The sequence below is a fragment of the Peribacillus sp. NPDC097197 genome, assembly GCF_050278025.1.
Classification (GTDB): Bacteria; Bacillota; Bacilli; order Bacillales; family DSM-1321; genus Peribacillus.
Genome location: NZ_JBNNST010000003.1, coordinates 243828 through 270286, shown reverse-complemented (window position 1 = coordinate 270286; position 26459 = coordinate 243828). Strand labels below are relative to the sequence as shown.

The following is a 26459-nucleotide window of genomic DNA, read 5'->3' as shown; positions in this document are numbered from 1 at the left end:
TGTGTTGAGGGTGATAATGATTAGCAAATTATCACCCTTTTTATTGGCTCAAATCCTCACTTTTTACTAAGGCATTCTTTAGTTGAAGACGTATTTTTAAACTTAAATTTCCTTTAAGCATTTTTCAATGCTTTTTTGTAGAGATAGCAAGTTAGAATTTGTCATAACTTTTATGTAGAAACTTTTTAAGAATGCCTTACAGTTCGCAAGTAAGAACCAATATTGTTCTTCATCCATTTTTTCTTTCTGTAACCTTAGCTTTACCGGTATATACTGTATATATGATTCTACTTCTTTTGTATCCAATCCGTTATTTAACATTTCTAATATAGGTATTAAAAGCCTTTCGTCTTCGTCGTGGGCATAAACAAAATTAGAGACAAATACTTTATTCCATATTGGTTTTAAAATTTCTAAATAAAACTCCTGATTTACTTTTGGACTTTTTACAAGTTGATCAAAAGCGTCGGCTGCATGAGCTATACTATGAGCCCACCCTTTTACAGAGACATATCCCCTTAAATCCTTCTCAGAATTCATGTAATCGATTAATTTATCTTTTATTTTATACACCATATCTGGGGAGAGAAAATTGTCTTCGTTATCCCTGAATAAAATGAGGGCTATTAAAAGAGTAGTAAAAGACCTTGTAAACACAGTATCAGTTCCATTTTCACCAATTCCTTTAAATAATAATTCACTTAAACACAAATCTAATAGTTCCGTTAATAGTTCATACTCAAGTTGATTTTTTTCTATAATTATTTGATGAAAAGTGCTATAAATCAATTGGTCTCTAAGATCACTATCAGTGGAGCCAATATGTTTAACCATGGATTTAACTATCAAAACTTTACTTTCTTCTTCCCAGGTTCTTTCCCCGCTCTTCATTTCCCTTAGGACTGTTTTCAGTTCATTTTCCTTCATAGGAACTGTGTTGAATAATATACTCATAAATAATCCCCTTTTTCCGCCTTTATGGATGTTTTATAAATAATATATAACTAGTAGGTTGAACATTTCTTTTCATTAAACTACCTATAGTATAAGTAGAAGCTTTCACAATCTAATGTTAATTTTAACATTAATATCCACTACCATTTATACCATTATTTTAGTTTTTTTCGTATTTTTGTTATATTTAATGTAATAGATTGGCAGGGAATATATTCAGAGGGAGGAAGGAAATTTGAATAAACGAAGGAATTTGCTGTTTTTCTTAGCATGCATGAGTGCAGTGGTCCTATTCATGACAAGTGTTCAACAGCCAAGTAAAGCGAACGCTGCCAAGGACAACCTGAATCTTAAGAAGCTGGAAGTCGATGAATTCTTTACGAACCATGACGGAACATTCATATTACGTGATCTGAAAAAAGAAAAGACATTCGTCTATAACCAGGAACGTGCGAATCAACGATTTGCACCGCAATCGACTTTTAAAGTGCCAAATTCATTGATTGGGTTGCAAGTTGGAGCTGTAGAAGATGAATATGACATTAAGTATTGGGATGGTGTTGAGCGGGAGATCGAGGCCTGGAACCAAGATCATACGCTTGGGTCTGCAATGAGAAACTCTGTCGTTTGGTATTATCAAGCGATGGCTCGTGACATTGGAGAGAAGCAAATGGAGGAATGGGTTCGTACTATATCTTATGGCAACCAAGATATTAGTGGAGGCATCGACCAGTTCTGGTTAAGCAGTTCAATCGAAATTTCACCAATAGAACAAGTAGACTTTATGGAGAAACTATATAAAGAGAACCTTTCCTTTGATAAGGATGTCATGAAAACCGTGAAACGCATGATGATCCAGAAGGAAGGGGATGACTTTACCCTTTACGGGAAAACAGGGCAAGGGTCAGGTATAGGCTGGTATGTCGGTTTTATCAAAACAGACAATCATGCGTATAGTTTTGCTACGAATATTGCCGGAACAAGCACGGACGCTAAAGCCATCACAATGGACATATTAAAGAAGTACAACGTAATGACAGCTGAATGAAACCAAAAATAAGAGGATAGGATGTTGAAATAAAGGCATCCATCCTCTTTTTCATACGAAAAACATGTCCGATGTTAAAATAAGCTTCGCATTAGGGCACTGATCCAAGAAGGATTGACACTCTTTTTTAATGGATTGTTGATTAAAGACTTCCAACTATACTTACAAATACATGATTTGTGCTTCTAATAATCTCTTACATTTAAAATCAGATCATTGTTATATAATCGAAAAAATTATTCATTTATTTTTCTTCTATTTTAATTTTAAGTAGAAATATAACTTTATAATCACTTATCATTTTCTTCCTCAAGGATGTATTAAAGTAGGATCTATCCTTTCATAACAAAGTAACCTTAATGAACGAACAGGTTTGTAAGTTCATTAAGGATTAAAAAATCTTATTTTCTTTATAAAATTAGCCCTACACCGAACAGTAATTAGTTAGTTCACTTTTATTACGTCTATTCTTCATTCGCTTCGTTCACGATTTGCTTTAAGTAACCTTCTGGAATGGACTGGGTCAAACGGAAATGCTGTGTAAACGACTGATTCTTTGTTGTGGTGATTTCCATGAGCAGTTCATCGTCTGAGCTAAGTTTATACGGCTCCTCAATTTGAACATCGACGGATTGTCCTTTTTTAAGAACTAAGGGGAACTCAATTTCGTCAAAGGAAATCAGTGCTTCGCTGTCATGGTGACCAATTGATTCAATCGTTATATCTTCAGGTGCTGTAAATGTATAGAGGAGTGCATACCCTTGCTTTGTTACCTCAGCGGCCTCATCTTTCAATAAAATCGCGAGTATGGTTTGAATTGGTGAATAGTCTTTAAAGGATATGTCAACGGATACGGCACGTCCTTCAAGAGATAAGAAATACGCGAGTTGATCGTCTGTCAGGTCGACAATATCTTCCCGCAGCTCATAGCCATCTTGTGTTGCAAGTACTTGTGTATTGTTCTCCCTATTCCCTTTACCGTTCGAACTATCCGGATAAAAACCTTTTGTATCGTGTGCAATCTCCATTACATACGTACTATCATCTTGCTCCACTATATAGGAGACTGCTAGAGTTTTAGCAGCTTCGTCAAATTGAACTGACGTTACAACTGGCTCTTCTAAATGCGCTTTAGACCATGCGAAATACGTTCCTATCGCTATAATCACCACTAAAATTATAATCCATTTCTTCACCGATTTTCCTCCTGGTCACTTCGTTTTCAAGTTATGCCTATAAGATTCGTCCACTGAAACTTATAGGCATAACTACTATTCTATTATAAATATTAAAAGAAGAAACCAATTATTTAGTCACGACTCTTGGTTAAATGGATTAATAAATCTTATCAATGTATACAAGGGATGATAAATTGTTATTTATTAAGGCTGGATGGCAGAAGTAAAAGAGGTTGGCATGACAATTTTCAGTAAGAATAGTTTAATAAACTCTCCTGGAAACATACTAAACTATATATCCGGTGATTAATTACTTGATGTAAATAAAAGCGATATCTAGTCTTACCGGTTTGTAAAACCTTGATGGGTATTTATGGTAAAATAGTTACATAGAATGGGAGAGAATATTATTGACTATACATACTGATTCTATTGTAACTTTTATGATCATGTGGGGAATACCCGCATTCATGGTTGTTAGAGGTTATTTAAAAATGAATACTGACGATAGGAAATCAGTCATTCATGATTTCAGGACCCCACGTTTTATATTGACAATTGGCCTTTTTATAATCGGGGCTTTCTTAACACATTTATCAACTGTATTCCCCATACATACCATGAAAGGAATGGGTATAGCTTTATTGAGTATTGGCGGAATCATTTCAATAGTGAATTTGTGGAAGGAAAGTAAAATGAAAAGTATAGGATTATTTATACTATTATCGTTCTTGATTTTCCTGATCATTCAACTACTAAAACTGTTCTAGCAGATATAGATATAACGGAGCTGTTTGATGAATTTTTGAATCATCGTGGATTGGAGAATGTAATGCAAATTAAATTATTTCGTTATTTATTATTGAGCTTACTTTCACTCTTATTCTTAACCGGTTGTCCAGGCCCATCTGACTATGAAATGGACTTACCTGGAGGATATTCTGTTATAAGAACTTCAGCCGACGAAGTCAAGATTGCACCAAAAGTTAGTGAAGGTAGTTGGGGAACCGACGTCATTCCTGCGAAAGTTACCGAAGTTGCTTGGGATGATAAATATATTATCGCAAAGCAGCTTGGTTTGAAAAATGACGACGACGGCTATCAAATTCCTGATGAAAAGAACGTGAGCTTTTGGATACTGGAAATGACTACAGACGAAGTGACTGGACCTTTAGATGGTAAAAGCTTCACAAAGAAAAAAGCTGAATTTGGAATATCTAATGATATTGTGCTACAAGAAATAGATGACATTAGGGGGGATGGATAGGCGTTCCTCTTAAAGAAGATTTCCGTGTTCCTTCATTTGTTCTGACAATTTTTACAGTGAATATTATCTGAAAAACGAATGACTGAAACCAGGTAGGGAAGAATATCAGCGAGTCTGATTACTTTTTTTAAGGAGGAATGAAGATGAACAATCGTTTTGACGATAAAGTCGTGCTGATTACAGGAGCCGGATCTGGACTGGGACAGGCTTCTGCCCTGCAAGTGGCCAAAGAAGGGGCGAAACTTTCCTTGGTCGATGTGAAAAGTGATTCCTTGGAAACAACGGAAAAGTTGATTCACGAAGCGGTCCCCAAGGCGGAAGTGCACTTGATTACGGCGGACGTTTCAAAGGAAGGTGATGTGAAGAAGTATGTGGATGAAACGGTGGATCGATTCGGCCGCATCGACAGTTTCTTCAATAACGCCGGGATCGAAGGAAAACAGAATCTGACGGAGGATTATGGAATCGATGAGTTCCGCAGAGTGGTGGGTGTGAACCTGAACGGGGTTTTCTTCGGGATGAAGTATGTACTGGAAGTCATGAAAAAGCAGAAGTTCGGCACAATTGTCAATACGGCATCTGTCGGTGGAATCCGCGGCGTGGGGAACCAATCAGGCTATGCGGCAAGTAAGCATGGTGTCGTCGGACTGACGCGAAACTCCGGAATCGAGTATGGCCAATACGGCATCAGCATCAAGGCGATTGCCCCGGGTGCGATCATGACGCCGATGGTCGAAGCTTCCTTGAAACAGATGGGTGGCGAGAATTGGGAGGCAGCCGGTAAGGAATTCGTCAGCGTCAACCCGATGAAACGCTTTGGAAAACCGGAAGAAGTCGGGTACTTGGTCGCTTTCCTTCTTTCCGAACAGGCAACCTTCATCAATGCCGCCGTCATCCCAATCGACGGTGGACAGTCGTATAAATATTAAGTAGTAAAAATGATCTTTTCGCTTAAGCGAAAGGGTCTTTTTTATAGAATTGCTTTCCTTCTATTAATAGGGTACTAATTATAAAAAGGCGATTTCAAATGGGGGACGGGCATGGATACGACAATCCTGTATTATAAAAGATATGAAGGAAAAGCAAAGCCTATTGATTATGTTACGTGGGCTTATCAAAAATTAACGGAGGGTTCTTCGGTGAACTCATTAAAAATCCTAGCATCCTTTAGAGAACCTCTTAACCAATTCGAGGTAGAAGATTATTTTCAAAGGGTTATAAAAGAATGGGAAATGCCAGTGCCTACGCATGAAGAGTGTGCCAAAGCCTACTTATATATATCACTTATTAAGACAAATCGTCGGCGAAGATAAAAATGTCGCCCATATAGCATACGAAGTGTATGAAGTAGTTCACGAACACTTTAATGAGTTAAATGTATGGTATGACATTAGTGAAATGATAGACGAATTTCAGTGTGGGGAAAATAGACTAAGACAGAATTTAACGTGGGAGCAGTTTCTTTCCATGATCAAGCTTGAAGCAGAGAAACAATTAGAAAGTGAATTCTTCCTCCAGTAAAGGGCTATAGACTTACGGAGAGACTACTTATTATAGGCTGGATTTCCTTTGTTGGAGGAAACGTAGAAAACTTTTCAATTCTTCCGTCCAAGTGGCATATACATATAAGCGATCTTGTAATGAGGAGGAGGATTGCTTTGGACGGAGTTACGTTATATGATATCTTCTTTATCGTGGCGTCCGAAATCATTTTGCTTGCGACAGTGGTGCTTACTGTACTTTGGGTCATCCGGGCACGGAAGGAAAAGGTTCATTTTCTACTTGCATTTATCATTATTGCTTTTCAGCTTGTATGGAATGTCGCATCCAACTATTTCATGATGACCGCGATTTTGATTCCAGGTGTATCGGTGGTTTTGATGCTGGCCTGGAGGCTTTTCATCCGGGATGAATACACGAAAAGCCGGCTGTTCAGTGCTGCGCTTCTGCTACAGGGTATCTGGTTTGTTTTGTATATCGTCGTGCTGATCGAAAACTGGTTAGGTTTTTAGTCATCGGAAGGCCCTTACATGGTGAGGGTCTTTTCTTTATGGATGGCTTCTTTAGACTGACGGTCGAATTAATGCGTGTATCGGTCGAATTATTGGCGTTGATGGTTGAATTATCAGCTTGTATGGTCGAATTAATCCGATCCGTGGTTGAATTCTACCGATTACAGCTCCGTTTAAGAATCGATTTTGCGTGAATTGTGCGCTATACTGAATGTAACTCGTCTTAAAGGAGATGGACTAGCCCGTGTTTAATAGATTAACGAAGAAAACAAAGGTAGCTCTAGTAGCTTCCATCTTATATGTGATTGTACCGACGGATCTCATTCCGGATTTTATAGTAGGTTTCGGACAGGTTGATGACGCAGCTGTACTGCTCTACCTAGGCAAATGTTTATACACAGATTTGTTTGCCAAGAAATCTCGTCCTGACGTTATAAAAGGGTAGTAGATTAATAGGGTCATGTAACCCATTAGAATACATTTTCATAAAAAAAAGCCATGCTCCCAGCCGATAGGCTGGAAGGCATGGCTTTTTCCTTTTACTTTTGAGCGTTAATCCAAAGCTTACCTGTTGCTCGTTGTGTTGTAACATTACCATAGCTATCTTGGGCTTTTACCTCAACGACGGCACCTGGTGCTTTTACATTCGTCGTGGCTGTGTAGTAGCCGACATAATGTCCTGATGATGTTTCTTTCATTGGTAATTCCGTTGCATTGGCAACGCCTCCTGCATTTGTCAAAGGCATCAAGATGGAGAAGTCTGCGGATAAGCCTGGTTCACTGTCAAATTCGATTTTGACCGATTCCCCATTTTTTAAGACCTTATCCTGATTTGGCACTAAACCAGAGATTTCTGGAGCTGTGAATTTCACATCGATGGAGATGGTTTTCGTGACTGAATTGCCTGCCTTATCAAGAGCGACTACTTTGATTTTATTGATTCCTTCATCAAGTAGAAGGCGATAAGAGAAGGTGTTATCTTTCACTTCGGCCTTCTTCCCGTTCACTTTAACTGAATCCAGGTTTTCATCCGAGATGGTACCCTTCACGGTTACCGTTTCGCGGTTTACTTTGCTGCCATCAGTTGGTGAAGTAATGGCGAGTGTTGGCTTTTTCGTATCCAATATCACCGTTACAGGAGCGGATGCCTCAGTCGTGCCTTGGCTAGTCCGCGCTTTTGCAGTTAACGTGTTTTCCCCGTTGTTTAATGTGACAGGAACGGAGAAGGTTCCTTCATTCGTAGAATCTGTCGTTGCTACTTTTTCCCCTTTGTTGAAAATATCCACTTTCGTTGTCGGTGCGGATGTACCTTCAACGGTTACTTCTTTTTGATTCGAATAGGAACCGTCTTTAGGAGAGGTGATGACAGGTTCTTTTACTTCGTAATCGACCGTTGCCCGAATCATGTAATTTCCTTCTTCAGTTGGGGCTGGTGACCAAGCACCGCTTACACCCTGCCAGCTTCGTCCTGCATTCGGTCCATCTTCATCTGTAGCTAGACCTGGTGCATTCGGATTGGCTTTTGTTTGGGTATAAACCATAAAGAAATCGCCTTCAACCATGATTCCATGTTCGCTAAGATCAACATGTGTCCATTGACCGTTACGTAAGGCCGTTTCGGTGAAAGGACCTGCGATTTTCTTGCCAGGTGATCCGTCTGTTCCTGAAGCATCATATACGGAAACTTGGAACTCAGTCCCACCTGGGGTAGGCCATGTTGTATCCCAGAAGCGTAAAAGAGCGCCGGTTACATTGGCCGTTTTATTCCCTGAAGCCAAGGACATTTTTACAGCCCAGCTGTTGCCTGCCGCATTATAGGCACGAGCGTTTTCAGCTGTTCCATCATCATACTTGATTTCATCTGGGTACCCGATGAACGGTTTTAGTTCGATATTTTTCGTGCTAGTTTCTTCAGAAATCGTCACGGATGCCTCATTGCCGTAATAAGAAGGAGCCATGACTTTTAATGTGTAATTCCCCTCATAAGCAGTTAGTGAGTATTCACCGTCTGCATTTGTTGTTACTGGCTGAATGGCCGCATCCTCTAGAAGGTAAACGGTAGCACCAGAGACGGGTTCACCAGTAACCTTGTTGGTGATGGTACCATTGATTGTTCCTTTAGGGATTTCTTGAAGAGTAAAGTTAGCTGTTGATGTTGCATCTTGTTCGATGTTGACTGGCGCTGTTTGTGAACGATACCCATATGTTTCTGCTTGCATGGTATATGAGCCTGTTGCATGTGTAAGTTGGTATGAACCATCTTGTGGGTTTGTATATACAGAACGTCCTGTTTCTAAAACACTTACCTGTGCCTGTAATGGAAGAAGCACTGGTGCAGGTTGTTCTTTTTCAGGTTCTTTTTGTTCTTTTTCCAAAACTGGCTTGATTTTATCAGGATTCACTTGCGGTTTAGCCGATACCGAAGAATCAGACTTATTGACGCCTAATCCTGCTTTTGCTTTTGTCGTTGGTAGAATCGAAGTATTGGCCAATTTAACATCATCGATATACCAGCCCGGTTTTTGGACGGAACTATCTGATGTGACATTAAAGGCGATGTAGATCCGTTCTCCAGCATATTCGCTTAGGTTTACTTCACCATCGATCCAAGTATTTGACTTATCATTGAAACGGGCAGCTTGAACCCAGTTTGTTTCGTCTGTGGAAATAAATACATGACCGTAATCATAGTTCCTTTCCAGTTCGTACCAGTGCTTGAATTGTAAATAGCTTGTGCCTTCTGGTACATCGACCGGAGGCATGGCCAGGCTCATGTTGGCGCTATTTGCATAGTTTCCAGCCAGGTTTGTAGCATAGACCTTCTGACCGGATGCTGCTGATCCAGGACCGCTTGTCGGAATGCCCCATTCCCAGTTATTGTTTGTCCCGTAAGAAGTCCATCCAGTTGGATTTTCTTCAAAATCCTCTGTATAGCCTACGCTGATACCAGGTAATAGTTCAATGGAATAAGCATTGGAAGTCGTGACGGAGCCACCAAAATCTGTTGCCATCCATTTATAAGTGACTGTATTTCCAGTCAAATCAGCACCTGGGATCGTGGCTTCGTACGTTCCAGACTTATAATCGCCATTCTTTCTCTCTGCCTTGACTTCAGCCCAGCTTCCGTCCGCTTTTTTGTAGCTGAGTTTAACGGCAGTGACACTTACATTATCTGATACTTCAGCTTGAAGCTTTAGGTTCATTTTTTTATACGAATTTTCTGGTGCTTCATGGGAAATGACGGCTGCTTCTGTGTCATCACCAGACTTGGTTACTTGACCTTCGATTTTACCCAGTCCGCTTACAACGGAAGAGACCGCGTCAAATGCGTTTACTAGGCCATAACCATATGCATGATTAGGCGTTGTCGGGTAATTGCTGTCTGTCAAAGGTGTCGCCGTTGTCAGTAGAATTTCCTCAAGTTGGTCAACGGTTAAGCTGGCATTTACCTGTCTTAATAGAGCAGCGACTGCTGTGACATGAGGGCCAGCCATCGATGTTCCATTCCAGCCACCTTCATAGCCACCACCAGGAACAGCAGACCGGATGTTAACACCAGGCGCGGAAATATCCGGTTTGATTTCTCCGTATGGAGATGGACCCCGTAAAGAGAAATTTCCGACTACGTTGTTAATGTCTGTTGCGCCAGTGGCAAAAGACTCTGGATAGTTGGCTGGGTTAGCTACTGAACCAGCTCCGCCGGGATTCGTTAATGTCGTATTTCCAGCAGAAAATTCAGGGAAGATTTCAGCTGCTTTCCAAGCTTGTACCATTGGACGGTACCACTCGTCAAGGCCAGCTCCGCCTCCCCAAGAGTTATTGACAACATCCGGTGCTTTCTCAGGATGAGGATTACCTGCCGCATCTTTTGGGGCGATTATCCATTCACCGGCTTCCAATAAATCAATATCTGAACCTCCATTTGCAGAAAACGCCTTAACTGCGATGAATTTAGCGCCTGGAGCCACTCCGATTTGATTGGCACCATTTGGCTCAGAGCCTACCATTGTACCGATTGTGTGAGTTCCATGATCTAAATCATCATATGGTGAAGCTTGTCCGCTCACCGCATCGAACCAGTTGTATTCATTGTTTGCGACATCTGGGTTGGCAGGGTTATATCCGCGGTACTTGGTTTTTAATGACGGATGGTTCCATTGGACGCCTGTATCGATAGAAGCAATAACGGTTCCTGCTCCATCAATGCCCATATCCCATACGGCCGGAGCCCCGATTTTTTCGATGTTCCACTCAATGGAAGATGTGTCTGCTTTGGTTTTACTTGATTTTGGGATTGTAACAGCTTTAGAAGCGACGGTCTTGCTTGCCGGTTTAATAAGCTGTCTTGTTTCATTCGGCATGATTTTATCTACTTCCGGAAGAATGGCGATTTGCTCCATTACTTCCTTCGTGGCTGTCACGGCAATCGCATTAACGATATAAAAGGATTGAATATCCTTTGCATTGCCGGCTTTTTCTTGCTTTTCTAAGTAGTTCTTGATATCGACTTGTGTTTCAAGAGCAGTTGCGCGAAGCTCCGAGACCACACTCGAACGTTTAAGTAACTTTGCATTATTTGCAGATAGTTTTTGTGATTTTGCTGTTTTGGCAGCTTTTGAGGATACGTCCTTGGTGTCTACTTGTTTTTTGAGTTTAACGAGAAAGGTTACCTTTTCATCTTTTTCAAACTGTTTTAAGACCTTAGAGGCCACTTTCTTTTGATTCTTTCCCGCTAATTCATCTTTAGCAGAGGTGTGGAGTTTGTTTGTAGATGCAGCGATGGAGTTTGTTGGAATGATCAGTGATCCAATAAGCATGATGACAAATGCTATTGCTAACCACTTCGTCCTTCGTTTCTTTCGCAAGTCAATTCCCCCTTATTCTATTTTCAAAGAACAGCACCTTTGGCCAATCTAACAGGTACATTGCACCTCCATTCTTTTTAGTTGGCCAGTATGTAGAACACAGATGTTCCCATAATGATAGCAAACGGATGAATGAGAAAAATGTCGTATTATAGGGCGATAAACTCGAATCAGCCAAAATGAATAGTTTGTAGGAACACCAATTATGGGAAAATAAGGATTAATACCTTCTCCTTTTCACGTAATGGTGGTAAATTATAGAAAAAACATGCTAATTTACGAGTGTCTAAAGAACTTTCCTTATATGGGATATTGAAAAATGGTAAATAAATACTGTTTATCGCAAGTGGAGAGGTGGGTTTCAATGAAAAACTCCCCATCATAAAAAATGGGGAGTTCATATAGAGTATTAAGCAGTTGCATCCAACTTTTTAAGAATAATAGAAGCGTTCCTGCTGCGCCCCCTGTTCCAGTCGGAAGAGTGATAGACGAATTTGTGACGTTTCGTAGGGTGAGAACATCCCCATCAGCTAAGGTGACCAGAGCCTGGCCGGTAATTTCCTGGCTACCTGAACCGGATCCATAAACGGAACCTGGAACCAATGCGCCATTTAAAGTTAAACCGAATTGGCTAGTTTGTTGAGGCGTACTGAGAAAGTAACTTCGTAGGTTCCTGGTGTGGTAACGGTTATATCGGGTGAACCTGCTGTATGCGTAATACCCGGTGTAATTGTTCCATTTGTATCAAAAGTAACATCCGTTCCGGCAGCCACTGTTTGAGCTGTTGTGTTGTAAATAAATCCGAACTCTGCTAAACCAGTACCACAGTGATTCCAGTAGGTTCAGTAGCACCCATTGGTCCTACAAAGTTATTGGGATGGGTACATGACATGAAATATGCATTTTTTTATAAATGACCCTTAAACTTCTAGATTTTTTGTTCGTTTGGCACAGGGCCATCTTGGGTACTAACTTATAAAAAGAAGAAAAGAGGAAGGTCCATGTGGAACGCAGTCTTATGGGGTGGAGTTTCAGGTTCGGCCGTTTTGCTTGGGGCGCTTATGGCTTTATTTGTTCCAATTAAAAAGAAAGCGATCGGTTACATCATGGCATTTGGGACGGGCGTTTTAATCGGGGCAGCCGCCTATGAGCTTTTAGGCGATTCCGTTCGGGATGGGGGGATCATGGCGACGTCCATAGGTTTCATAGCAGGTGCAGCAGTGTTTACCGGTTTGGATTTTCTTGTTTCCAAAAAGGGTGCATCTAAAAGGAAACGCTCCAATCATGCTTCTACAAAGGAAGCTGGGTTGGCCATCTTTATTGGGACCGTGATGGATGCGATACCGGAGTCGATCATGATCGGCGCCAGCTTGATCAGCGGCGGGGCGGTCAGTTGGTTGCTCGTCATCGCCATTTTTATCAGCAACATTCCAGAAGGACTTTCCAGTACGACGGGGTTAGTGAATAGCCACTATTCGAAGAAGAAAATCATGGCTCTCTGGTTTTCCGTATTGATCATTTCGGCCATGTCGTCACTGGGGGGCTATCTCTTCCTCGATCAAGCATCGGAAGCGATGATGGCAGGAATGGCCGCCTTTGCAGGTGGAGGAATCATTGCCATGGTTGCGTCCACCATGATGCCTGAAGCGTATGAAGACTCAGGTCCAATCACTGGAATCTTCGCTTCAGCGGGGCTGCTCGTTTCACTGGTTCTGGATTCGATGTGAGTGTAATAGAATGCGTTTAATAAAATTGATAAGTGTATCCGTACTATTTTAGTTGTCATCAACTCATTTAAAACAGCCACCTCCAGAAAGGAAGTGGCTGTTTTGTTATGGAAGAAACGTCACTGTTGTACGTTCTCTTATTTATGTTCAAGTCCATCTAGAACAATATTAGTTTAAAAAGTCCTTTTTATATCGAAAAGCTAGATATATTCCGGAAGCTATGAAAGCAAGAGAATATTTAAATAAGAAGAAAATTTGCCACATATATTCTTTCGGGAAGATGATGTCGCATAAAATGATTCCATATAGCATAATGAGGGCGCCTTTTAAAGATATTTGAATGGTCCTTTCGTCAGCCGCACCCATTTTTTTATAGAATACATAGATGAGGATCACTCCGACTATAAGCAATACAAAGCTGATACCAATAAGCATATTCCAATTGCCAGTTGATTCATCTGTCCAGGTTTTTAAAGGATAAAAGACTGAATTTGATAGTTCTTCAATTTTCATTTTGTTCACTCCCTTTCACATAAATAAAGATATCGTTTACCTCTACGTTAAAGAAATCAGCTATTCGAAAAGCTAAAACAAGAGAAGGTGAGTAATTATTCTTTTCCATCACATAAATGGTTTGTTTGGATACTCCCACAGCGGCAGCCAATTCTTTTTGAGACAATCTTTTTAAAACCCGGTGTTCATATACTTTATTTTCAACATAATCCTCAACTGCTTTCTTCAAAGTCGTCACCTTCCTTTTTACCATAATCTTACAGTACATTATACTTATAGAAAAGTAAAGTAAACTTATACAAAAGATAAATATTATTATGCAATTTGAGATATAAAAAGTAAAAACGCTTGGGGATCCCAAGCGTTTTTCAATGGAAACTATCATGTTGTTTGAGTGTAAAAAAATACATTTATTGGATGTTTGTTGGAACTTTCTTTCAGATTATCCGTATAGCTTATTATCAAAACAAGGAGGATATCATATGTACGATGTGGATGTTGGTGGAGGGGATGGGCTTTTCACAGCGGCACCAGTATTTATAGGAATTATTTTTGTTATCATTCTCATACTATTCATAGTGAATGTATTCAATGGCCTTAGCCAGTGGAAGGAAAATGAAGAATCGCCTCGTTTATCTGTTCCGGCACATGTCATAAGTAAACGGACGAATGTCACAAGGCATAATCATTTCCATGATAACGATGTCCATTCGTATTCTTCCTCTACGACCTACTTTATAACATGTGAATTTGACAGTGGTGATCGAACGGAATTTCGTATTTCAGGCAAGGAGTTTGGTTTGCTTGCTGAAGGAGATATCGGCACGTTAACCTTCCAGGGAACAAGATTTATAGATTTTTCTAGGAAAAAGCAGACGGAAGAAAACTTACATTGAATTCAATTGGATTGGGAGATGAGGAATCATGAGTGAAAAAGGATGTATAAAATGCGGTAGTGATGATGCGGCTAAGAAGGACGTGGCAATGACGGGAACAGGATTGTCGAAGATGTTCGATGTCCAAAATAATCAATTTACGGTTGTGTATTGCAAGAAGTGCGGGTACTCGGAATTTTATAATAGGCAATCGTCCACAGGAAGTAACCTGCTCGATTTATTCTTTGGTTAATCTTTGGAAGAGAAGGGACTGTCCCAAAAGGCGGGAATGTCGATCACAACATTTCTGCCTTTTTTCTTTTGCGTTTTTTCACTTGAAAAAGGGACTTTTGAAAAGGCTACTTGTTTGGTATGTTTTAAGAGTTCTATCCGATATTCATTATTTTAAGAAAGCATTTAATTCACTTTGCCCATTGCTCTATAAAGGCTGACAATCGCTAAACGAGTTAATTGTAAGGCCATGTAATGAGGGCTGTAAATCATGTTTTTTTCCACCCATACCTTTGTGATTCCAATGATAGATGAACTACTATAATCAAGCAATATATCTAAGGGGACCAATAATCTTTGTTCCTTACTCATGTTTGAAATGCGAAGGTAAAGGTTCTCCCTAATCACTTTATATAGGTTTTGAAGAAATTCTTCGGATTTTATTTTAGTGAACATGGTGTGGTAGAACTTTTGATTTATAGCTATATTTTCAAAGAAAGACTCATAGTAGGGATCAGCCATTTCAAGGTTAGATTGGTCATTTCCATGATTCGGCATGGACTTCATCAAGGATTCTTTTAATTCTGATAATTTTTCTTGGACCGTTTTATCTAACCAATCATATTTGTCTTGATAATGTGTATAAAATGTAGAACGGCTGATATTGGCTTGATTGGTGATGTCCTTGACAGATATTCGTGAAAATTCCTTTTCGGATAGTAGAGAAATAACAGTTTCATAGATGACTTCACGAGTCCGGATGATTCGTCGATCTGTAATCGGTTGATGGCTTTCCATTTTTTCCTCCTAAAGATTGAAAGTAGAACGTAAAGTGATTATCGTTTGTTGACGCCTCTATGCTTTTATTCGTATCAATGTTGTATTAATATAATAGACCATCAATTCATATATAATCAATAGGAATTGTTATATTTGTGATTGGAGCAGGGACCAGAACGGATGGAACATGAAAAATACAATATAAATCATAATGTGGTTTTACTTTACTTAATCGAACATTTCGTTATTCACTGTCCTCTAAACGTCAAAAATGCCTTAATTGTTTGTTGCAACGGAGTGGAGTCTTGCTATAATAAATATCAAATTCCGATTTTATTCATGTGATTTATAGGTATATGTAAGAACTTGTCTAATTTTATATGTCGACTGGACTACCAGAGACTTTTATGTAAGCTTAAATCCCCTGATGTTTAAGCAAACAATAAAGGTGTCTGTTTTTTTTGTATGCTTACGGTTTGATTGAATTTGGATGAAAAGAGGTTCGTAAGTGCTGAGCAGAGGAGATCGCTTTATTCAAAGCTTGAATGATGAACGTAGCGTATTACTAGAAGGGGAAAAGTTAACCGACTTGGCCGGGCATCCTGCGTTTAAAGGAACGCTCGAAACCATTACACATCTCTTTAATATGCTCGATGATCCCAAAGAAAGAGACAACGTTGGGTTTAAATTGCCTGATAGAGAGTCATATGCACATAGTTCATTTTTAGTCCCCTATACACAAGAAGATTTACAAAAGCGTAGCCGGGCCTTTCATTATTGGTCTAAAGAGACTCATGGCATGATGAGCAGGTTGTCTGATTATGCACGATCCATGATTACGGGATGGTATGCGGCCAGGAAGCAATTGGGTGTTCTTGATCCCCATTTTGAATCGAAGATCACAGCTTACTATACAGAGGCAAGGGATCATGATTTGTTCTTAACAACTGCCATTGTCGATCCGCAAATTGATCGCTCGAGTGGTCTGGAGGATGTCAGAGTGGCAGACAGGTTTCTCCATATTGTTAGAGAAACAAGTGATGGAATGATTGTCCGCGGGGCAAAAATGATTGCGACGGGTGCTCCCTATGCCCATGATTTTATCATCTCGTCCTTTCTGAAATTCAAACCGGAACAGGCCAAACACGCACATGTTCTGATTGTTCCAGCAAACTCCCAGGGTCTTCATATTGTTTGTCGCGAATCCTTTGCTGATCTGAGGAAAAGCGACCATATTTTAAGTGCTAGATATGACGAAATGGACTCCGTGCTATTTTTCGATGATGTCTTCATTCCTTGGGAAAGGGTCTTGCTTCATGGCAATTCAGAGAATGTATTAGCACTTCGAGCCAACGAAACGGCTAATTCCCTTGCTTTTCATCAGAATATTGTTCGGTACGTGGCAAAGCTGGAATTCGTGACGGGGGTGGCCTTTGCGGTAGCGGAGGCAATAGGTGTGAATGAATATTTGCATGTGCAGGAAAAACTTGGTGAGCTGCTTACCCAGGTTGATACCATGAAAGCGCTCGTGATTGCCTCAGAAGTTCAAGCTAAGCCGGATGAGGCGGGAGTGCTAGTACCAAACCTATCCTATATCCATACAGCTCGAAACATTGGAACCCGTTTTTACCCGAGGGCCATCGAGATTTTACAACAAATAGGCGGTGGGGGATTTGTTCAGGTTCCCTCCAGATTCGAAGATTTCTTTGGAGTGATTTCAAACCACATGCAACACTACTTTGAAGGAAAGACGGTCAGTGCGGAGAAAAAAGTACAGTTATTTAAACTGGCCTGGGATCTAATTGGGAGCCCTTTAGGGTCGCGGCATGAACTGTATGAACGATTCTATGCGGGAGATCCCGTTCGTGCTTTTGCCAGTCAGTATAGTGAAGCAGACCACGCTTCCTTCACGGAGCCGATTTGGCGGTTATTATGGGAAACAAGTAAGTAGGGGGAAGTAAGCTAAAGAGATTGAACCCGTCCATCATAGTCTTGCTAGTAAACGTTCTAAACCAACAATGATTAAGGAGCATTCAGTATGAATGATGAGAAATTAAGCATATTCGAACTTTCTGAACATCCCCTACAAAAGAGAAATCTGGAAAAAAGCGAGTATCTTAACCTACCGGATATCGAGTTTTTTCTATTGTGTCAGCAGCAATATAGGGTGAATAAAGGGGTGTATAACACGATAGATAAATGGTTTCATCATGATGGAATCGTTAATATTATTCACCGTCGAATCTATCTTCTAGCCTTTTTGGACTTTGTATCAGAAGAGAATGCGAAAGATGACCGCCATAAATATATACGATTCGGGAATGGCGGATTAACTAAAAAGCTCAACGAATTTATGAAGGAAACGGAAACCAATAAATATATGATTTAAATCTGGTCCATTTGAAGGAGGATCCTCATTCATGAATATAGCTGAAAAAGGAACAGAACTGGATTATCTTGAAATCGCCCAATCATTAGCAAATGAATTCGCAAAAACTGCCGTTCAACGAGATAAACAAGGTGGAACGGCAAAAGTGGAACGTGATTTACTTCGCAAAAGTGGATTACTCTCTCTTAACGTTCCCAAGCATTTGGGGGGACATGGTGAGAACTGGGAAACCATTTTTCGAATAACCCGTGAACTGGCTAAAGTCGATGGCTCGATGGCTCATTTATTCGGTTACCACTTTTTGTGCTTGACGTCGGTTCATTTATACGGAACTGAACAGCAGAAGGAAAAGCTTTATAGAGAAACAGCCGAACATGATTGGTTCTGGGGTAATGCCTTTAATCCACGTGATGAAGGATTAGTAGTAAGGCAAGAAGGGAATTCATTGCGATTGAATGGAAAGAAATCCTTTTGTTCCGGTGCCACAGACTCGGACCGACTGCTTATCTCAGCCAAAAGCCCAGATCATGACCGGCCTGTTATTGCCGTTATTCCGACTAAACGAACAGGTATAGTTGTCGGGGGCGATTGGGATAGCTTCGGTCAACGTCAAACAGATAGCGGAACCGTTATGTTCAATGATGTGCGGTTAGAAAAAGAGGAAGTACTGAGTTTTTACGAACACCATCAGGAGGGCTTCTTTCCCACTTTACGAACACATATTGCTCAAACGATTTTAGTTCAGGTTCTCCTTGGTGTGACGGAAGGAGCGTTTGAAGAAGCCAAAAAGTACACCAGAAGCGTTTCTCGCCCTTGGTTGACTTCCGGTGTTGAGCAAGCAACTCTTGACCCCTATACCATTCGTCACTATGGGGATTTCTTCATACAGATAAAAGCTTCTGAAGCATTGGCTCAAAATGCGGTAGTGGCATTACAAGAAGCGTGGGACAATGAGTGGTCACTAACAGAACAGGAGCGAGGTGAATGTGGGATTATGATTGCAACGGCTAAAGCTTCCGTTGCAAAAACGGCATTAGAGGTGACAAGTCGCATGTTTGAGGTTATGGGAGCAAGGGCCACTTCAGCACAGTATGGATTTGACCGATTTTGGCGTAATGTAAGGACGCACACTTTGCATGATCCGATTGAATACAAAGTTCGGGATCTCGGAAACTGGGCTCTAAATGGTCAGGTACCTGAGATTACCCCCTATTCTTAAATAGTACGTAACAACTGCTTTTTAAAGAATTTACTGAAGCGTCTACCAAAAGAAAAAACAGAAAAACCCGTTAAATAAAACTTGATTTTAGAGAAAGAGGTTGATTAATAAATGGAAATCTTTTGGTTTATCCCTACAAACGGTGACTTTCGTCAATTAAATAATAGTGAAGGCGCTCGTCCTGCCACATATAACTATTGTAAGCAAATTGCAGAAGCGGTTGATGATCTAGGCTATACAGGGGTGTTAATTCCAACAGGAAAAACATGCGAAGAAGGATTCATTGTGGCGTCTACACTTGTACCTGTAACAAAAAATCTAAAATACCTTGTAGCTGTACGCCCAGGTTTAATGTCACCTAGCTTTGCCGCACGTATGTCTGCCACATTAGATCGGTTTTCTGATGGTCGGTTGTTAATTAATGTGGTAGCGGGGGGCGATCCTGTAGAAATGGCAGGAGAAGGTGTCTTTTTAGATCATGATGAACGGTATGAGCTAACTGATGAGTTTTTAACCATTTGGCGACAATTACTTGCAGAAGAAGAAGAGGTAGGCTTCAAAGGTGACCATTTACGAATTGAAGGGGGACAATTACCATACCCTACGGTGCAAAAACCATATCCGCCCCTTTATTTTGGAGGATCTTCGCCCGTTGCAATGGATGTGGCAGCAGAACATATTGATGTCTATTTAACATGGGGAGAGCCACCAGCTCAAGTGGAGAAAAAAATCAATAAAATGCGTGAACTTGCAGCTAGGCAAGGAAGAACATTGAAATTCGGAATAAGACTTCATGTGATTGTTCGACCAACAGAAGAGGAAGCATGGGAAGCAGCGAATAAGCTCATTGAACACGTGGATGACGAAACCATTGCACAAGCACAAAAAGTATTTAAGCGGATGGATTCGGAAGGTCAACGTTTGATGACGAGCCTACATGAAGGAGACCGAGACCGATTAGAAGTAAGCCCTAATCTATGGGCAGGAGTGGGATTAGTGCGAACAGGTGCCGGCACGGCTCTTGTAGGAGATCCGGATACGGTAGCGGCGCGTATGAAGGAATATGCTGATTTAGGCATCGAAACCTTTATTTTATCAGGCTACCCGCATTTAGAAGAAGCCTATACCGTATCGGAATTATTATTCCCTAGGTTGCCAATTGAAAGGAAGGATACTTCTAATCAAAAAACATTCCTTAGTCCATTCGGCGGTGACATCAAGCCGGCTGCTGTTAAATAACTATTCTTTGGAAGAAAGAATCTCCATTGATGTTCTTACTAGGTTCATAACATTTACACTACATCACTTTTTAATAGTGCCCACTGGACGACCAGAGGCTCGTATCGATTCCTTTCCTTTGGGATGTTGATAGGGCCTTTTGATTTCTGAATATAAAGGAGGAAAAAGGATGAGTTTACAATTTGCTTATTGGGCTCCAAATGTTAGCGGGGGCTTAGTCGTTTCTCAGATTCCACAAAAAACAGGTTGGTCTTTTGAAGATAATAAACGCTACGCTCAAATTGCTGAAGAAATTGGTTTTGATTATGTGCTATTGCAAACAAGGTTTTTCGCTAGCTATGGTGCTGAAAACCAATTAGAAGCAGCTACCCTCGCTTCAGCTCTTGCCGCTGTGACGAACAAATTGAACATCATTACGGCTGTGTTGCCTGGTCTATGGCACCCAGGTGTAATGGCAAAAATCATCTCGACGATTGACCATATTAGTAACGGGCGTGCGTCTGTCAATATCGTCAGCGGCTGGTTTAAAGGGGAATTCCATGGCTACGGAGAACCATGGTTGGATCATGACGAACGGTATCGTCGTTCTGAAGAATTTATCGAGGTTCTCAAGGAAATGTGGACACAAGAAAAAGCTAATTATCGAGGCGACTTTTACCGATTGAACGACACGCCCTTAAAACCAAAACCTATTAACCCCCCGAAAATCTTTCAAGGAGGGAATTCTCGAGCTGCCAAAGAAATGGCCGGACGCGTATCGGACGTCTATTTCATGAATGGCGGGACCCTTGAAAAAATAAAGGAACAGATTGAGGAAGTAAAGGCGCTAAGAAAGGCGAATGGTGAAGGCGACATCCAGTTTGGCGTGAATGGTTTCGTCATTGTCCGCGATACAGAAGAAGAGGCAAAACAAGTGTTGCGGGATATTGTCGAAAATGCGGATCGAGAAGCGGTGGAAGGGTTTAGAAAATCAGTCAAAACCGCAGGGGCAGCTTCTCCCGATGGAAAAGGAATGTGGGCTGAATCCACCTTTGAAGACATTGTCCAATATAATGACGGATTTAAGACAGGACTAATCGGAACAGCTGAACAAGTAGCGGACCGGATTATGGAACTGAAAAAAATCGGTGTGGATATCGTGCTGACAGGATTTCTTCACTATGAAGAAGACTTGAGAGCGTTCGGTGAAAAGGTCATTCCAATGGTCAGAGAAAAAGAATTGGTATTTGCTTGAGAATAGCTAGACTATTCTGCTCTTCAAAATTAAGTCGAGTGGTCGAATTAGTGGCTGGGCGTGGTTGAATAATCAGCTTGCATGGTTGAATTAAACCGATTCGTGGTCGAATTAATTGGTACATAATGAATCCATTTTGATCAATCGAAATGGATTCATTTTATTTATCATTTTACTAAGCCCCTAGTTTAAGAAAGATTCAAAGGATGATACCTGAAAAAGCTCCTTTTAACACTTCTTTTTCATGTTGATTCTTACATGAGAACAAGGCCATAAGGGCTGTTCGATTATTTTCTTGCCTTTCATATTGATCGATTTGAACTTCACACATTATTGTATCCCCCGTAAATACAGGTCGTATAAACTCAAAATTCATGGTGCGAGCCAGTACGTTATGGTCCCCACCTACTTTTGTTGGTAAGGTAGCCGTTAATAACCCTTGAATGACAAGCCTCCCCTGTTCATCTGGGGTTATGTGATGATTCCCTTCATCCCCCGAAATCTCCGTGAATAATTCAACATCCCTCACTGTAAACGTCCGTTCAAACGTAATGATATCTCCTACTTGTAAAGACATATAAATCTCCTCCGGAAAGTTTTTTTGATAGAATATCTCTTTTTGAATTTCCTTTCTTGTTATATCGTTAAGGAATATATTCGGGGTGAAAAATACAAATCCCTTCTTCCACTGCCTTGCCGTTCATGACCAGTACGATGAAGGTAAGTAAGGAAGGAGATATCAGGCATGGTACAGAATATATATGAATATAGAAAATTAAAGGTACTAGGGGGAAATGCAATGGTGTACAAGGAAAGCGGATTAATGATTAGGCCAATTATTGAGGAAGATTTACATACACTATGGGAGTTAATGTATAAAGATGAATTTCCTGAGTGGAAAAAGTGGGATGCCCCTTACTTTGAACATAAGCACATACCATTTGATGAATTTGTATCCAAAAAAGAAAGGTATGTGGATCAAGATAATCGCTGGGCGATTGAGGTAAATGGAAAGGTGGTTGGAACGGTGAGTTATTATTGGGAGCACGAATCCTCTTATTGGCTTGAAATGGGAATAGCCATTTACACTCCAAATTTATGGAGTGGTGGATACGGATCTAAAGCTCTTCGTCTATGGATAGAACACTTGTTTCATACCTTACCATTGGTACGCGTAGGTTTTACGACTTGGTCAGGGAATGAACGTATGATTAAACTCGGAGAAAAACTAGGAATGACAATGGAAGCAAGACTAAGAAAATGTCGGTTGTATAATGGGGAATTTTACGACTCTATCCGAATGGGGATTTTAAGAGAAGAATGGGAAGCGAAATCCTTGTGTTACTAATGGGTCAGGGTAGCAGAATAAAAATATGGAACATATATGATGTAATTCAATTTATTTAAAAAAATTCGGGAATTTTGAGGGGACCTTATGACGAAGTTAAAAGAACTTTTAATGCTTGATCGTACATACTTTGAAACTTTTTCAAAACGAATGGATACTTCGTGGGGAACGTTATTTTATAATGAAAACCAACCAAATTATTATGACTCAAATCACGCACACATAATTGAAAAGTGTTTAAATCCACAGTCAGTTGTCGAAGAAGTTATCAATTATTATCAATCTAAAAAAATCATACCAAGGTTTTATATCTATAATATAGAAAGCCAACAAAATCTCATCAATGAGTTAAAAATAAGAAGGTTTAGATATGAAGAATTGGCTAGTCCTATTCAATTGTGGAATAACCAAGTGGTTAACATTCGGAAGAGTACTAGAATTATTGTTGAAATCGTTACAGATGAAAATTATCAAGAAGCTTTAGATGTAGAAAGTAGTATTAAAGAGTTCGGAGGAAAAGAATCAATTGAGAAGGTTTTTAAAGAACAATTCAATCATCCTTCTTTTACACATTATCTTCTTCGGTACGATGGGAACGCCTGTTCAACTGCTTGCATTTTTGAAGATGGAGCACAAGCTCGAATGGAAAGTGTAGCTACAATGGAGGGATTTAGAGGGAAGGGCCTGATAGGTGAGTTGATACAATTTTTACAAAAAGAAGTGAAAAAGAGAGGACTAAAAGAGCTTTGGGTTTTCCCAATAAATGAATCAATAGAAAAAGTGTATGAGAAGTATGGATTTCAAACAGTGGCTAAATTAACAATGGGACACGCATTTCTAAGTGGCAAAAGTATTAGTGAGATTCGTGGATAAGGTTATTTTTTTATTTTAGCCGGAGTCGCTTCCATTTTAAATATGTGTGAGGAAAGCAAAATGGTTAAATCTGTGATATAGTGATTCATTTCGGCGTGTCAAAACCAAATTATAGGATTGTTCAGAGGTTTAGAATTGCATAAAAAAACCTCGGTATGAGGTAAATTTCATGGGTTACTAGGATCTGAAGAAAACTCATCTACTGTGGCTATGTCGTTGTCTAGATACCTTACAAAGTTTAATGGACAGGATGGTACACATATAATCTAAGGTGGGGAAACTAGTCCCATCACAATCAAGGGGAGGGAACTAAATGAAACAAAATGTTCACCTCTATTTGAAAACCTCTAGTACCTGCTTGTAGGGGAAATGACGACCTCTTAAGATCTCTTGCAAGCTCGGTACATTTCTTAAGGGGGTTTTCAAAGTGAACAAACGTACAAAAGCTTATTACCGGTATCAAAGGAACAAATCGATCCAACGTAAACTAAATATTATTAAGAATGTTTGGGATTACGATGAGCATGCAGACATAAAACATCCTTATATTTTACATCCAGGTAAGTTATCTAAAGGGAAATTAAATTGTTCCTGTAAGATGTGCAAGTTTGAGAAACATTATGATATCCCGAAGAAGCAGACAAAGTCTAAATTGGATTTAATGACGATGGAAGTTAGGGAGTATCTTGAGGGTGAATTTTAATTTAATTTCAAATTGAATGGAAGGCATCCTTATAGGGTGCTTTTTTTGTTGATAAAATATGTCCAAGATATATTAATAAGGGTAATAAGTAGCTATCTAATAGACAGAATTGGCTTAAATTATAATCCATCAAACAGGATGTTTGAGAATAAATGAATTCTCATTTAGTATGACTATACAGGGTTATTTTGTAATAATTAACGGCTTTGGAAGTTCATACTAAAGGAGAGGTGTTTGTTGGATAATCATTCTTTTCAAGAAGTTATACGCAGTCGAAGATCTATACGTCAATTTCTTTCTACACCAGTGGAAGAAGAAGTTCTTCGTGAAATTCTAGAGGATGCCCAAGCTACCCCATCGAATTGCAATACTCAGCCCTGGGACGTTCATATCGTTTCTGGTGCAAAGAAAGAGGAATTGAAGAAAGCCCTCTTAAATACGAGCGAACAAGGGCAAGCCACGCCCGATTTTACATTTGATTTACATCACTATTATGGACGTTATGCTGAACGACAAATAGAACAGGCCCAAACATTCTATGGGGAATTGCAGATAGCTAGGGAGGATCACGAAGCCCGTCAAAAGGAAGTCATGCGAAATCTATCATTCTTCGATGCACCGCATGTTGCGTTCCTATTCATGCCTTCATTTGGAGATAATGTGCGTGTCGCTTCTGATATTGGCATGTATGCTCAGTCGTTCCTTTTATCACTGACTGCACGCGGGATAGGAAGTGTTCCTCAGACAATCTTGGGCTTTCACGCTGACACGGTTCGCCAAGTACTTGGCATTTCCGATGACATGAAGTTATTGTTTGGCATTTCCTTTGGTTATCCTGATCAAGAAGCAAAAGTAAATAGTTTTCGTGTGGGACGTGACCCCATCGAATCCAATGTAACCTTGCATAACTAGACTAACGAGAAAGGGCGTAATCAACGATTAAGTGGATTACGCCCTTTTTATAGTGAGTAGGAAATTAATCGTTTCTTGAAGAAGGAGAACTTAGCTCCCTTTCCCTACATAACCCCATCCGTTTTCATCTCCAATACCTTCAATAACTCTTTCACTGCAAACGAGTGATAGGACCCTTTCTTTGTAATAATCCCGAGTTTCCAAAGGAGTGTGGCGTTTTCAATCGGGATGATTTTAACATCACTGTTGGTTTGCTTTTCATATATCAATTTGGGTAATAATGCAATGCCCAGCCTGGATGAGACCAATTCGACGATTAAGTCCCATTGTGAACTTTGGTACGAGATGATGGGGCTGAATCCCTTTTCTTCGCATGCTTGTATCACATAGTCGTGCAAAGTGAAGTCCTTCGTAAATAAGATGAACTTTTCTTCTTTTAGTTCAGTCAAGGAGACGGATGATTGATGTGCGAGCGGATGGTCGTCGTGGACAAATAAAACGAATTCATCCTGAATGAACGGGTAGATGTCGAATTTTGCCTCATTCGCTGGCATGACAATGAGGCCAAGGTCAATTCGTCCATCTTCGACAAGCTGACCAATCAACTTGGCGCCAAGTTCAACTAATTCAATTGAGACATTCGGATGTTGTTGGTGAAAACGACGGGCGATTCCCGGAAAGAAAAGGGTACCGATCAGAGGGGGCATCCCGATTTTAATTTCCCCTGTCGCAATGTCTTTGAGGTCATCTAATAGGACGTCCAATTCTGACAAGGCCTGTAGCGCTTTTTGACCTTGCTGATAGACGATCCGTCCAGCATCGGTCAAGCGGAGGTGCCTTGTAGATCGATCGAACAGTTCAACATGAAGCTCCTGTTCAAGCTTTTTGATGGCTTTGCTAAGTGAGGGTTGTGACAAGTAGGAATGGGCGGCAGCTTTTGTAAAACTGTTATGGTTCGCAACCTCGATAAAAGATTGTAAGTCTCGTAGTTCCATGCGTTTTATCTCCTATTTATTCTTTATTTTCATACAATATATTCTATTTATGTATTTTACTTATAGGAGATATAAATGTAAACTTTAAACAATAATA

The 26459-nt window shown here is 40.2% G+C and carries 27 protein-coding genes; 19 read left to right on the top strand and 8 right to left on the bottom strand.

The features are described 5' to 3' along the window. Nucleotides 1-102 precede the first annotated feature (102 nt). Nucleotides 103-954, bottom strand: coding sequence for a DUF2785 domain-containing protein (locus tag ACQKL6_RS06005; protein ID WP_402873574.1), 852 nt, complete (start codon nucleotides 952-954; stop codon nucleotides 103-105). A 295-nt stretch (nucleotides 955-1249) separates the two neighbouring features. On the opposite strand from ACQKL6_RS06005, the gene blaOXA reads away from it, so the two are divergent. Further along, nucleotides 1250-2002: a class D beta-lactamase gene (blaOXA, locus tag ACQKL6_RS06000; protein ID WP_402873926.1), complete on the top strand. Its 753-nt coding sequence runs from the start codon at nucleotides 1250-1252 to the stop codon at nucleotides 2000-2002. Between the two features lie 464 nt (nucleotides 2003-2466). Here blaOXA and ACQKL6_RS05995 read toward each other — a convergent pair whose 3' ends face one another. After that, a complete protein-coding gene (locus ACQKL6_RS05995; protein WP_402873576.1) occupies nucleotides 2467-3198 on the bottom strand; it encodes a hypothetical protein in 732 nt (243 codons plus the stop codon). A gap of 814 nt (nucleotides 3199-4012) precedes the next feature. Between ACQKL6_RS05995 and ACQKL6_RS05990 the strand changes: the two genes are divergently transcribed. The 6 genes from ACQKL6_RS05990 (at nucleotide 4013) to ACQKL6_RS05965 (ending at nucleotide 6904) form a co-directional block, all read left to right on the top strand. After that, complete coding sequence (locus ACQKL6_RS05990; RefSeq protein WP_427650780.1) at nucleotides 4013-4447, top strand: DUF3997 domain-containing protein; 435 nt, start codon at nucleotides 4013-4015, stop codon at nucleotides 4445-4447. Nucleotides 4448-4590: 143 nt separating this feature from the next. After that, complete coding sequence (locus ACQKL6_RS05985) at nucleotides 4591-5376, top strand: SDR family oxidoreductase (protein WP_427650779.1); 786 nt, start codon at nucleotides 4591-4593, stop codon at nucleotides 5374-5376. Between the two features lie 319 nt (nucleotides 5377-5695). Then, entirely contained in the window at nucleotides 5696-5968 is a 273-nt protein-coding gene (locus tag ACQKL6_RS05980; protein ID WP_427650778.1) for a hypothetical protein, read from the top strand. 137 nt (nucleotides 5969-6105) lie between these two features. Continuing rightward, nucleotides 6106-6459: a hypothetical protein gene (locus ACQKL6_RS05975; protein WP_427650777.1), complete on the top strand. Its 354-nt coding sequence runs from the start codon at nucleotides 6106-6108 to the stop codon at nucleotides 6457-6459. A gap of 38 nt (nucleotides 6460-6497) precedes the next feature. Then, nucleotides 6498-6653, top strand: coding sequence for a hypothetical protein (locus ACQKL6_RS05970; RefSeq protein ID WP_427650776.1), 156 nt, complete (start codon nucleotides 6498-6500; stop codon nucleotides 6651-6653). Between the two features lie 50 nt (nucleotides 6654-6703). Then, complete coding sequence (locus ACQKL6_RS05965; RefSeq protein WP_402873590.1) at nucleotides 6704-6904, top strand: YkvA family protein; 201 nt, start codon at nucleotides 6704-6706, stop codon at nucleotides 6902-6904. Between the two features lie 94 nt (nucleotides 6905-6998). Here ACQKL6_RS05965 and ACQKL6_RS05960 read toward each other — a convergent pair whose 3' ends face one another. Beyond that, on the bottom strand, nucleotides 6999-11324 hold the full coding sequence (locus tag ACQKL6_RS05960; protein ID WP_427650775.1) for a S8 family serine peptidase: 4326 nt from the start codon (nucleotides 11322-11324) through the stop codon (nucleotides 6999-7001). A 1001-nt stretch (nucleotides 11325-12325) separates the two neighbouring features. On the opposite strand from ACQKL6_RS05960, the gene ACQKL6_RS05955 reads away from it, so the two are divergent. Further along, the gene (locus ACQKL6_RS05955) at nucleotides 12326-13051 is read left to right on the top strand and encodes a ZIP family metal transporter (RefSeq protein WP_402986881.1); all 726 of its coding nucleotides are present in this window, start codon (nucleotides 12326-12328) and stop codon (nucleotides 13049-13051) included. A 168-nt stretch (nucleotides 13052-13219) separates the two neighbouring features. Here ACQKL6_RS05955 and ACQKL6_RS05950 read toward each other — a convergent pair whose 3' ends face one another. Further along, nucleotides 13220-13564, bottom strand: a complete 345-nt coding sequence (locus ACQKL6_RS05950) for a DUF2178 domain-containing protein (RefSeq protein ID WP_402873601.1) — start codon at nucleotides 13562-13564, stop codon at nucleotides 13220-13222. Then, on the bottom strand, nucleotides 13554-13817 hold the full coding sequence (locus ACQKL6_RS05945) for a helix-turn-helix transcriptional regulator (RefSeq protein WP_402873604.1): 264 nt from the start codon (nucleotides 13815-13817) through the stop codon (nucleotides 13554-13556). The genes ACQKL6_RS05950 and ACQKL6_RS05945 overlap by 11 nt, the downstream gene beginning before the upstream one ends. A 229-nt stretch (nucleotides 13818-14046) precedes the next feature. Between ACQKL6_RS05945 and ACQKL6_RS05940 the strand changes: the two genes are divergently transcribed. Together ACQKL6_RS05940 and ACQKL6_RS05935 are read left to right on the top strand one after the other, a co-directional pair. Beyond that, nucleotides 14047-14460, top strand: a complete 414-nt coding sequence (locus ACQKL6_RS05940) for a DUF2500 domain-containing protein (protein ID WP_427650774.1) — start codon at nucleotides 14047-14049, stop codon at nucleotides 14458-14460. 28 nt (nucleotides 14461-14488) lie between these two features. Next, a complete protein-coding gene (locus ACQKL6_RS05935) occupies nucleotides 14489-14692 on the top strand; it encodes a zinc ribbon domain-containing protein (protein WP_402873610.1) in 204 nt (67 codons plus the stop codon). A gap of 164 nt (nucleotides 14693-14856) precedes the next feature. Here ACQKL6_RS05935 and ACQKL6_RS05930 read toward each other — a convergent pair whose 3' ends face one another. Next, complete coding sequence (locus ACQKL6_RS05930) at nucleotides 14857-15468, bottom strand: TetR/AcrR family transcriptional regulator (RefSeq protein WP_427650773.1); 612 nt, start codon at nucleotides 15466-15468, stop codon at nucleotides 14857-14859. Between the two features lie 490 nt (nucleotides 15469-15958). On the opposite strand from ACQKL6_RS05930, the gene ACQKL6_RS05925 reads away from it, so the two are divergent. From ACQKL6_RS05925 to sfnG, 5 genes are all read left to right on the top strand, one after another. Beyond that, complete coding sequence (locus tag ACQKL6_RS05925; protein ID WP_427650772.1) at nucleotides 15959-17401, top strand: 4-hydroxyphenylacetate 3-hydroxylase family protein; 1443 nt, start codon at nucleotides 15959-15961, stop codon at nucleotides 17399-17401. Between the two features lie 87 nt (nucleotides 17402-17488). Continuing rightward, entirely contained in the window at nucleotides 17489-17839 is a 351-nt protein-coding gene (locus ACQKL6_RS05920) for a hypothetical protein (protein ID WP_402958059.1), read from the top strand. 31 nt (nucleotides 17840-17870) lie between these two features. Further along, nucleotides 17871-19058 (top strand): acyl-CoA dehydrogenase family protein, encoded by a 1188-nt coding sequence (locus ACQKL6_RS05915; RefSeq protein WP_427650771.1) that lies wholly within the window; start codon nucleotides 17871-17873, stop codon nucleotides 19056-19058. A gap of 111 nt (nucleotides 19059-19169) precedes the next feature. Beyond that, on the top strand, nucleotides 19170-20297 hold the full coding sequence (gene ssuD, locus ACQKL6_RS05910; RefSeq protein WP_427650770.1) for an FMNH2-dependent alkanesulfonate monooxygenase: 1128 nt from the start codon (nucleotides 19170-19172) through the stop codon (nucleotides 20295-20297). A gap of 169 nt (nucleotides 20298-20466) precedes the next feature. Next, entirely contained in the window at nucleotides 20467-21531 is a 1065-nt protein-coding gene (sfnG, locus tag ACQKL6_RS05905) for a dimethylsulfone monooxygenase SfnG (protein ID WP_427650769.1), read from the top strand. Nucleotides 21532-21730: 199 nt separating this feature from the next. On the opposite strand, the gene ACQKL6_RS05900 is transcribed toward sfnG, so the two are convergent. Beyond that, nucleotides 21731-22108 (bottom strand): FAS1-like dehydratase domain-containing protein, encoded by a 378-nt coding sequence (locus tag ACQKL6_RS05900; protein ID WP_402986876.1) that lies wholly within the window; start codon nucleotides 22106-22108, stop codon nucleotides 21731-21733. A 222-nt stretch (nucleotides 22109-22330) separates the two neighbouring features. Between ACQKL6_RS05900 and ACQKL6_RS05895 the strand changes: the two genes are divergently transcribed. From ACQKL6_RS05895 to ACQKL6_RS05880, 4 genes are all read left to right on the top strand, one after another. Then, nucleotides 22331-22879 carry a GNAT family N-acetyltransferase gene (locus tag ACQKL6_RS05895; RefSeq protein WP_402987381.1) on the top strand — a complete coding sequence of 183 codons (549 nt, stop codon included), beginning with the start codon at nucleotides 22331-22333 and terminating at the stop codon, nucleotides 22877-22879. Between the two features lie 87 nt (nucleotides 22880-22966). Further along, entirely contained in the window at nucleotides 22967-23752 is a 786-nt protein-coding gene (locus tag ACQKL6_RS05890; RefSeq protein WP_402986874.1) for a GNAT family N-acetyltransferase, read from the top strand. A 427-nt stretch (nucleotides 23753-24179) separates the two neighbouring features. Continuing rightward, a complete protein-coding gene (locus ACQKL6_RS05885) occupies nucleotides 24180-24455 on the top strand; it encodes a hypothetical protein (protein WP_402986873.1) in 276 nt (91 codons plus the stop codon). A 237-nt stretch (nucleotides 24456-24692) separates the two neighbouring features. Continuing rightward, nucleotides 24693-25367 carry a nitroreductase gene (locus tag ACQKL6_RS05880; protein ID WP_402873635.1) on the top strand — a complete coding sequence of 225 codons (675 nt, stop codon included), beginning with the start codon at nucleotides 24693-24695 and terminating at the stop codon, nucleotides 25365-25367. Nucleotides 25368-25471: 104 nt separating this feature from the next. Here the strand turns inward: ACQKL6_RS05880 and ACQKL6_RS05875 are convergent, their stop codons facing one another. After that, on the bottom strand, nucleotides 25472-26362 hold the full coding sequence (locus ACQKL6_RS05875) for a LysR family transcriptional regulator (RefSeq protein ID WP_402873640.1): 891 nt from the start codon (nucleotides 26360-26362) through the stop codon (nucleotides 25472-25474). Nucleotides 26363-26459 lie beyond the last annotated feature (97 nt).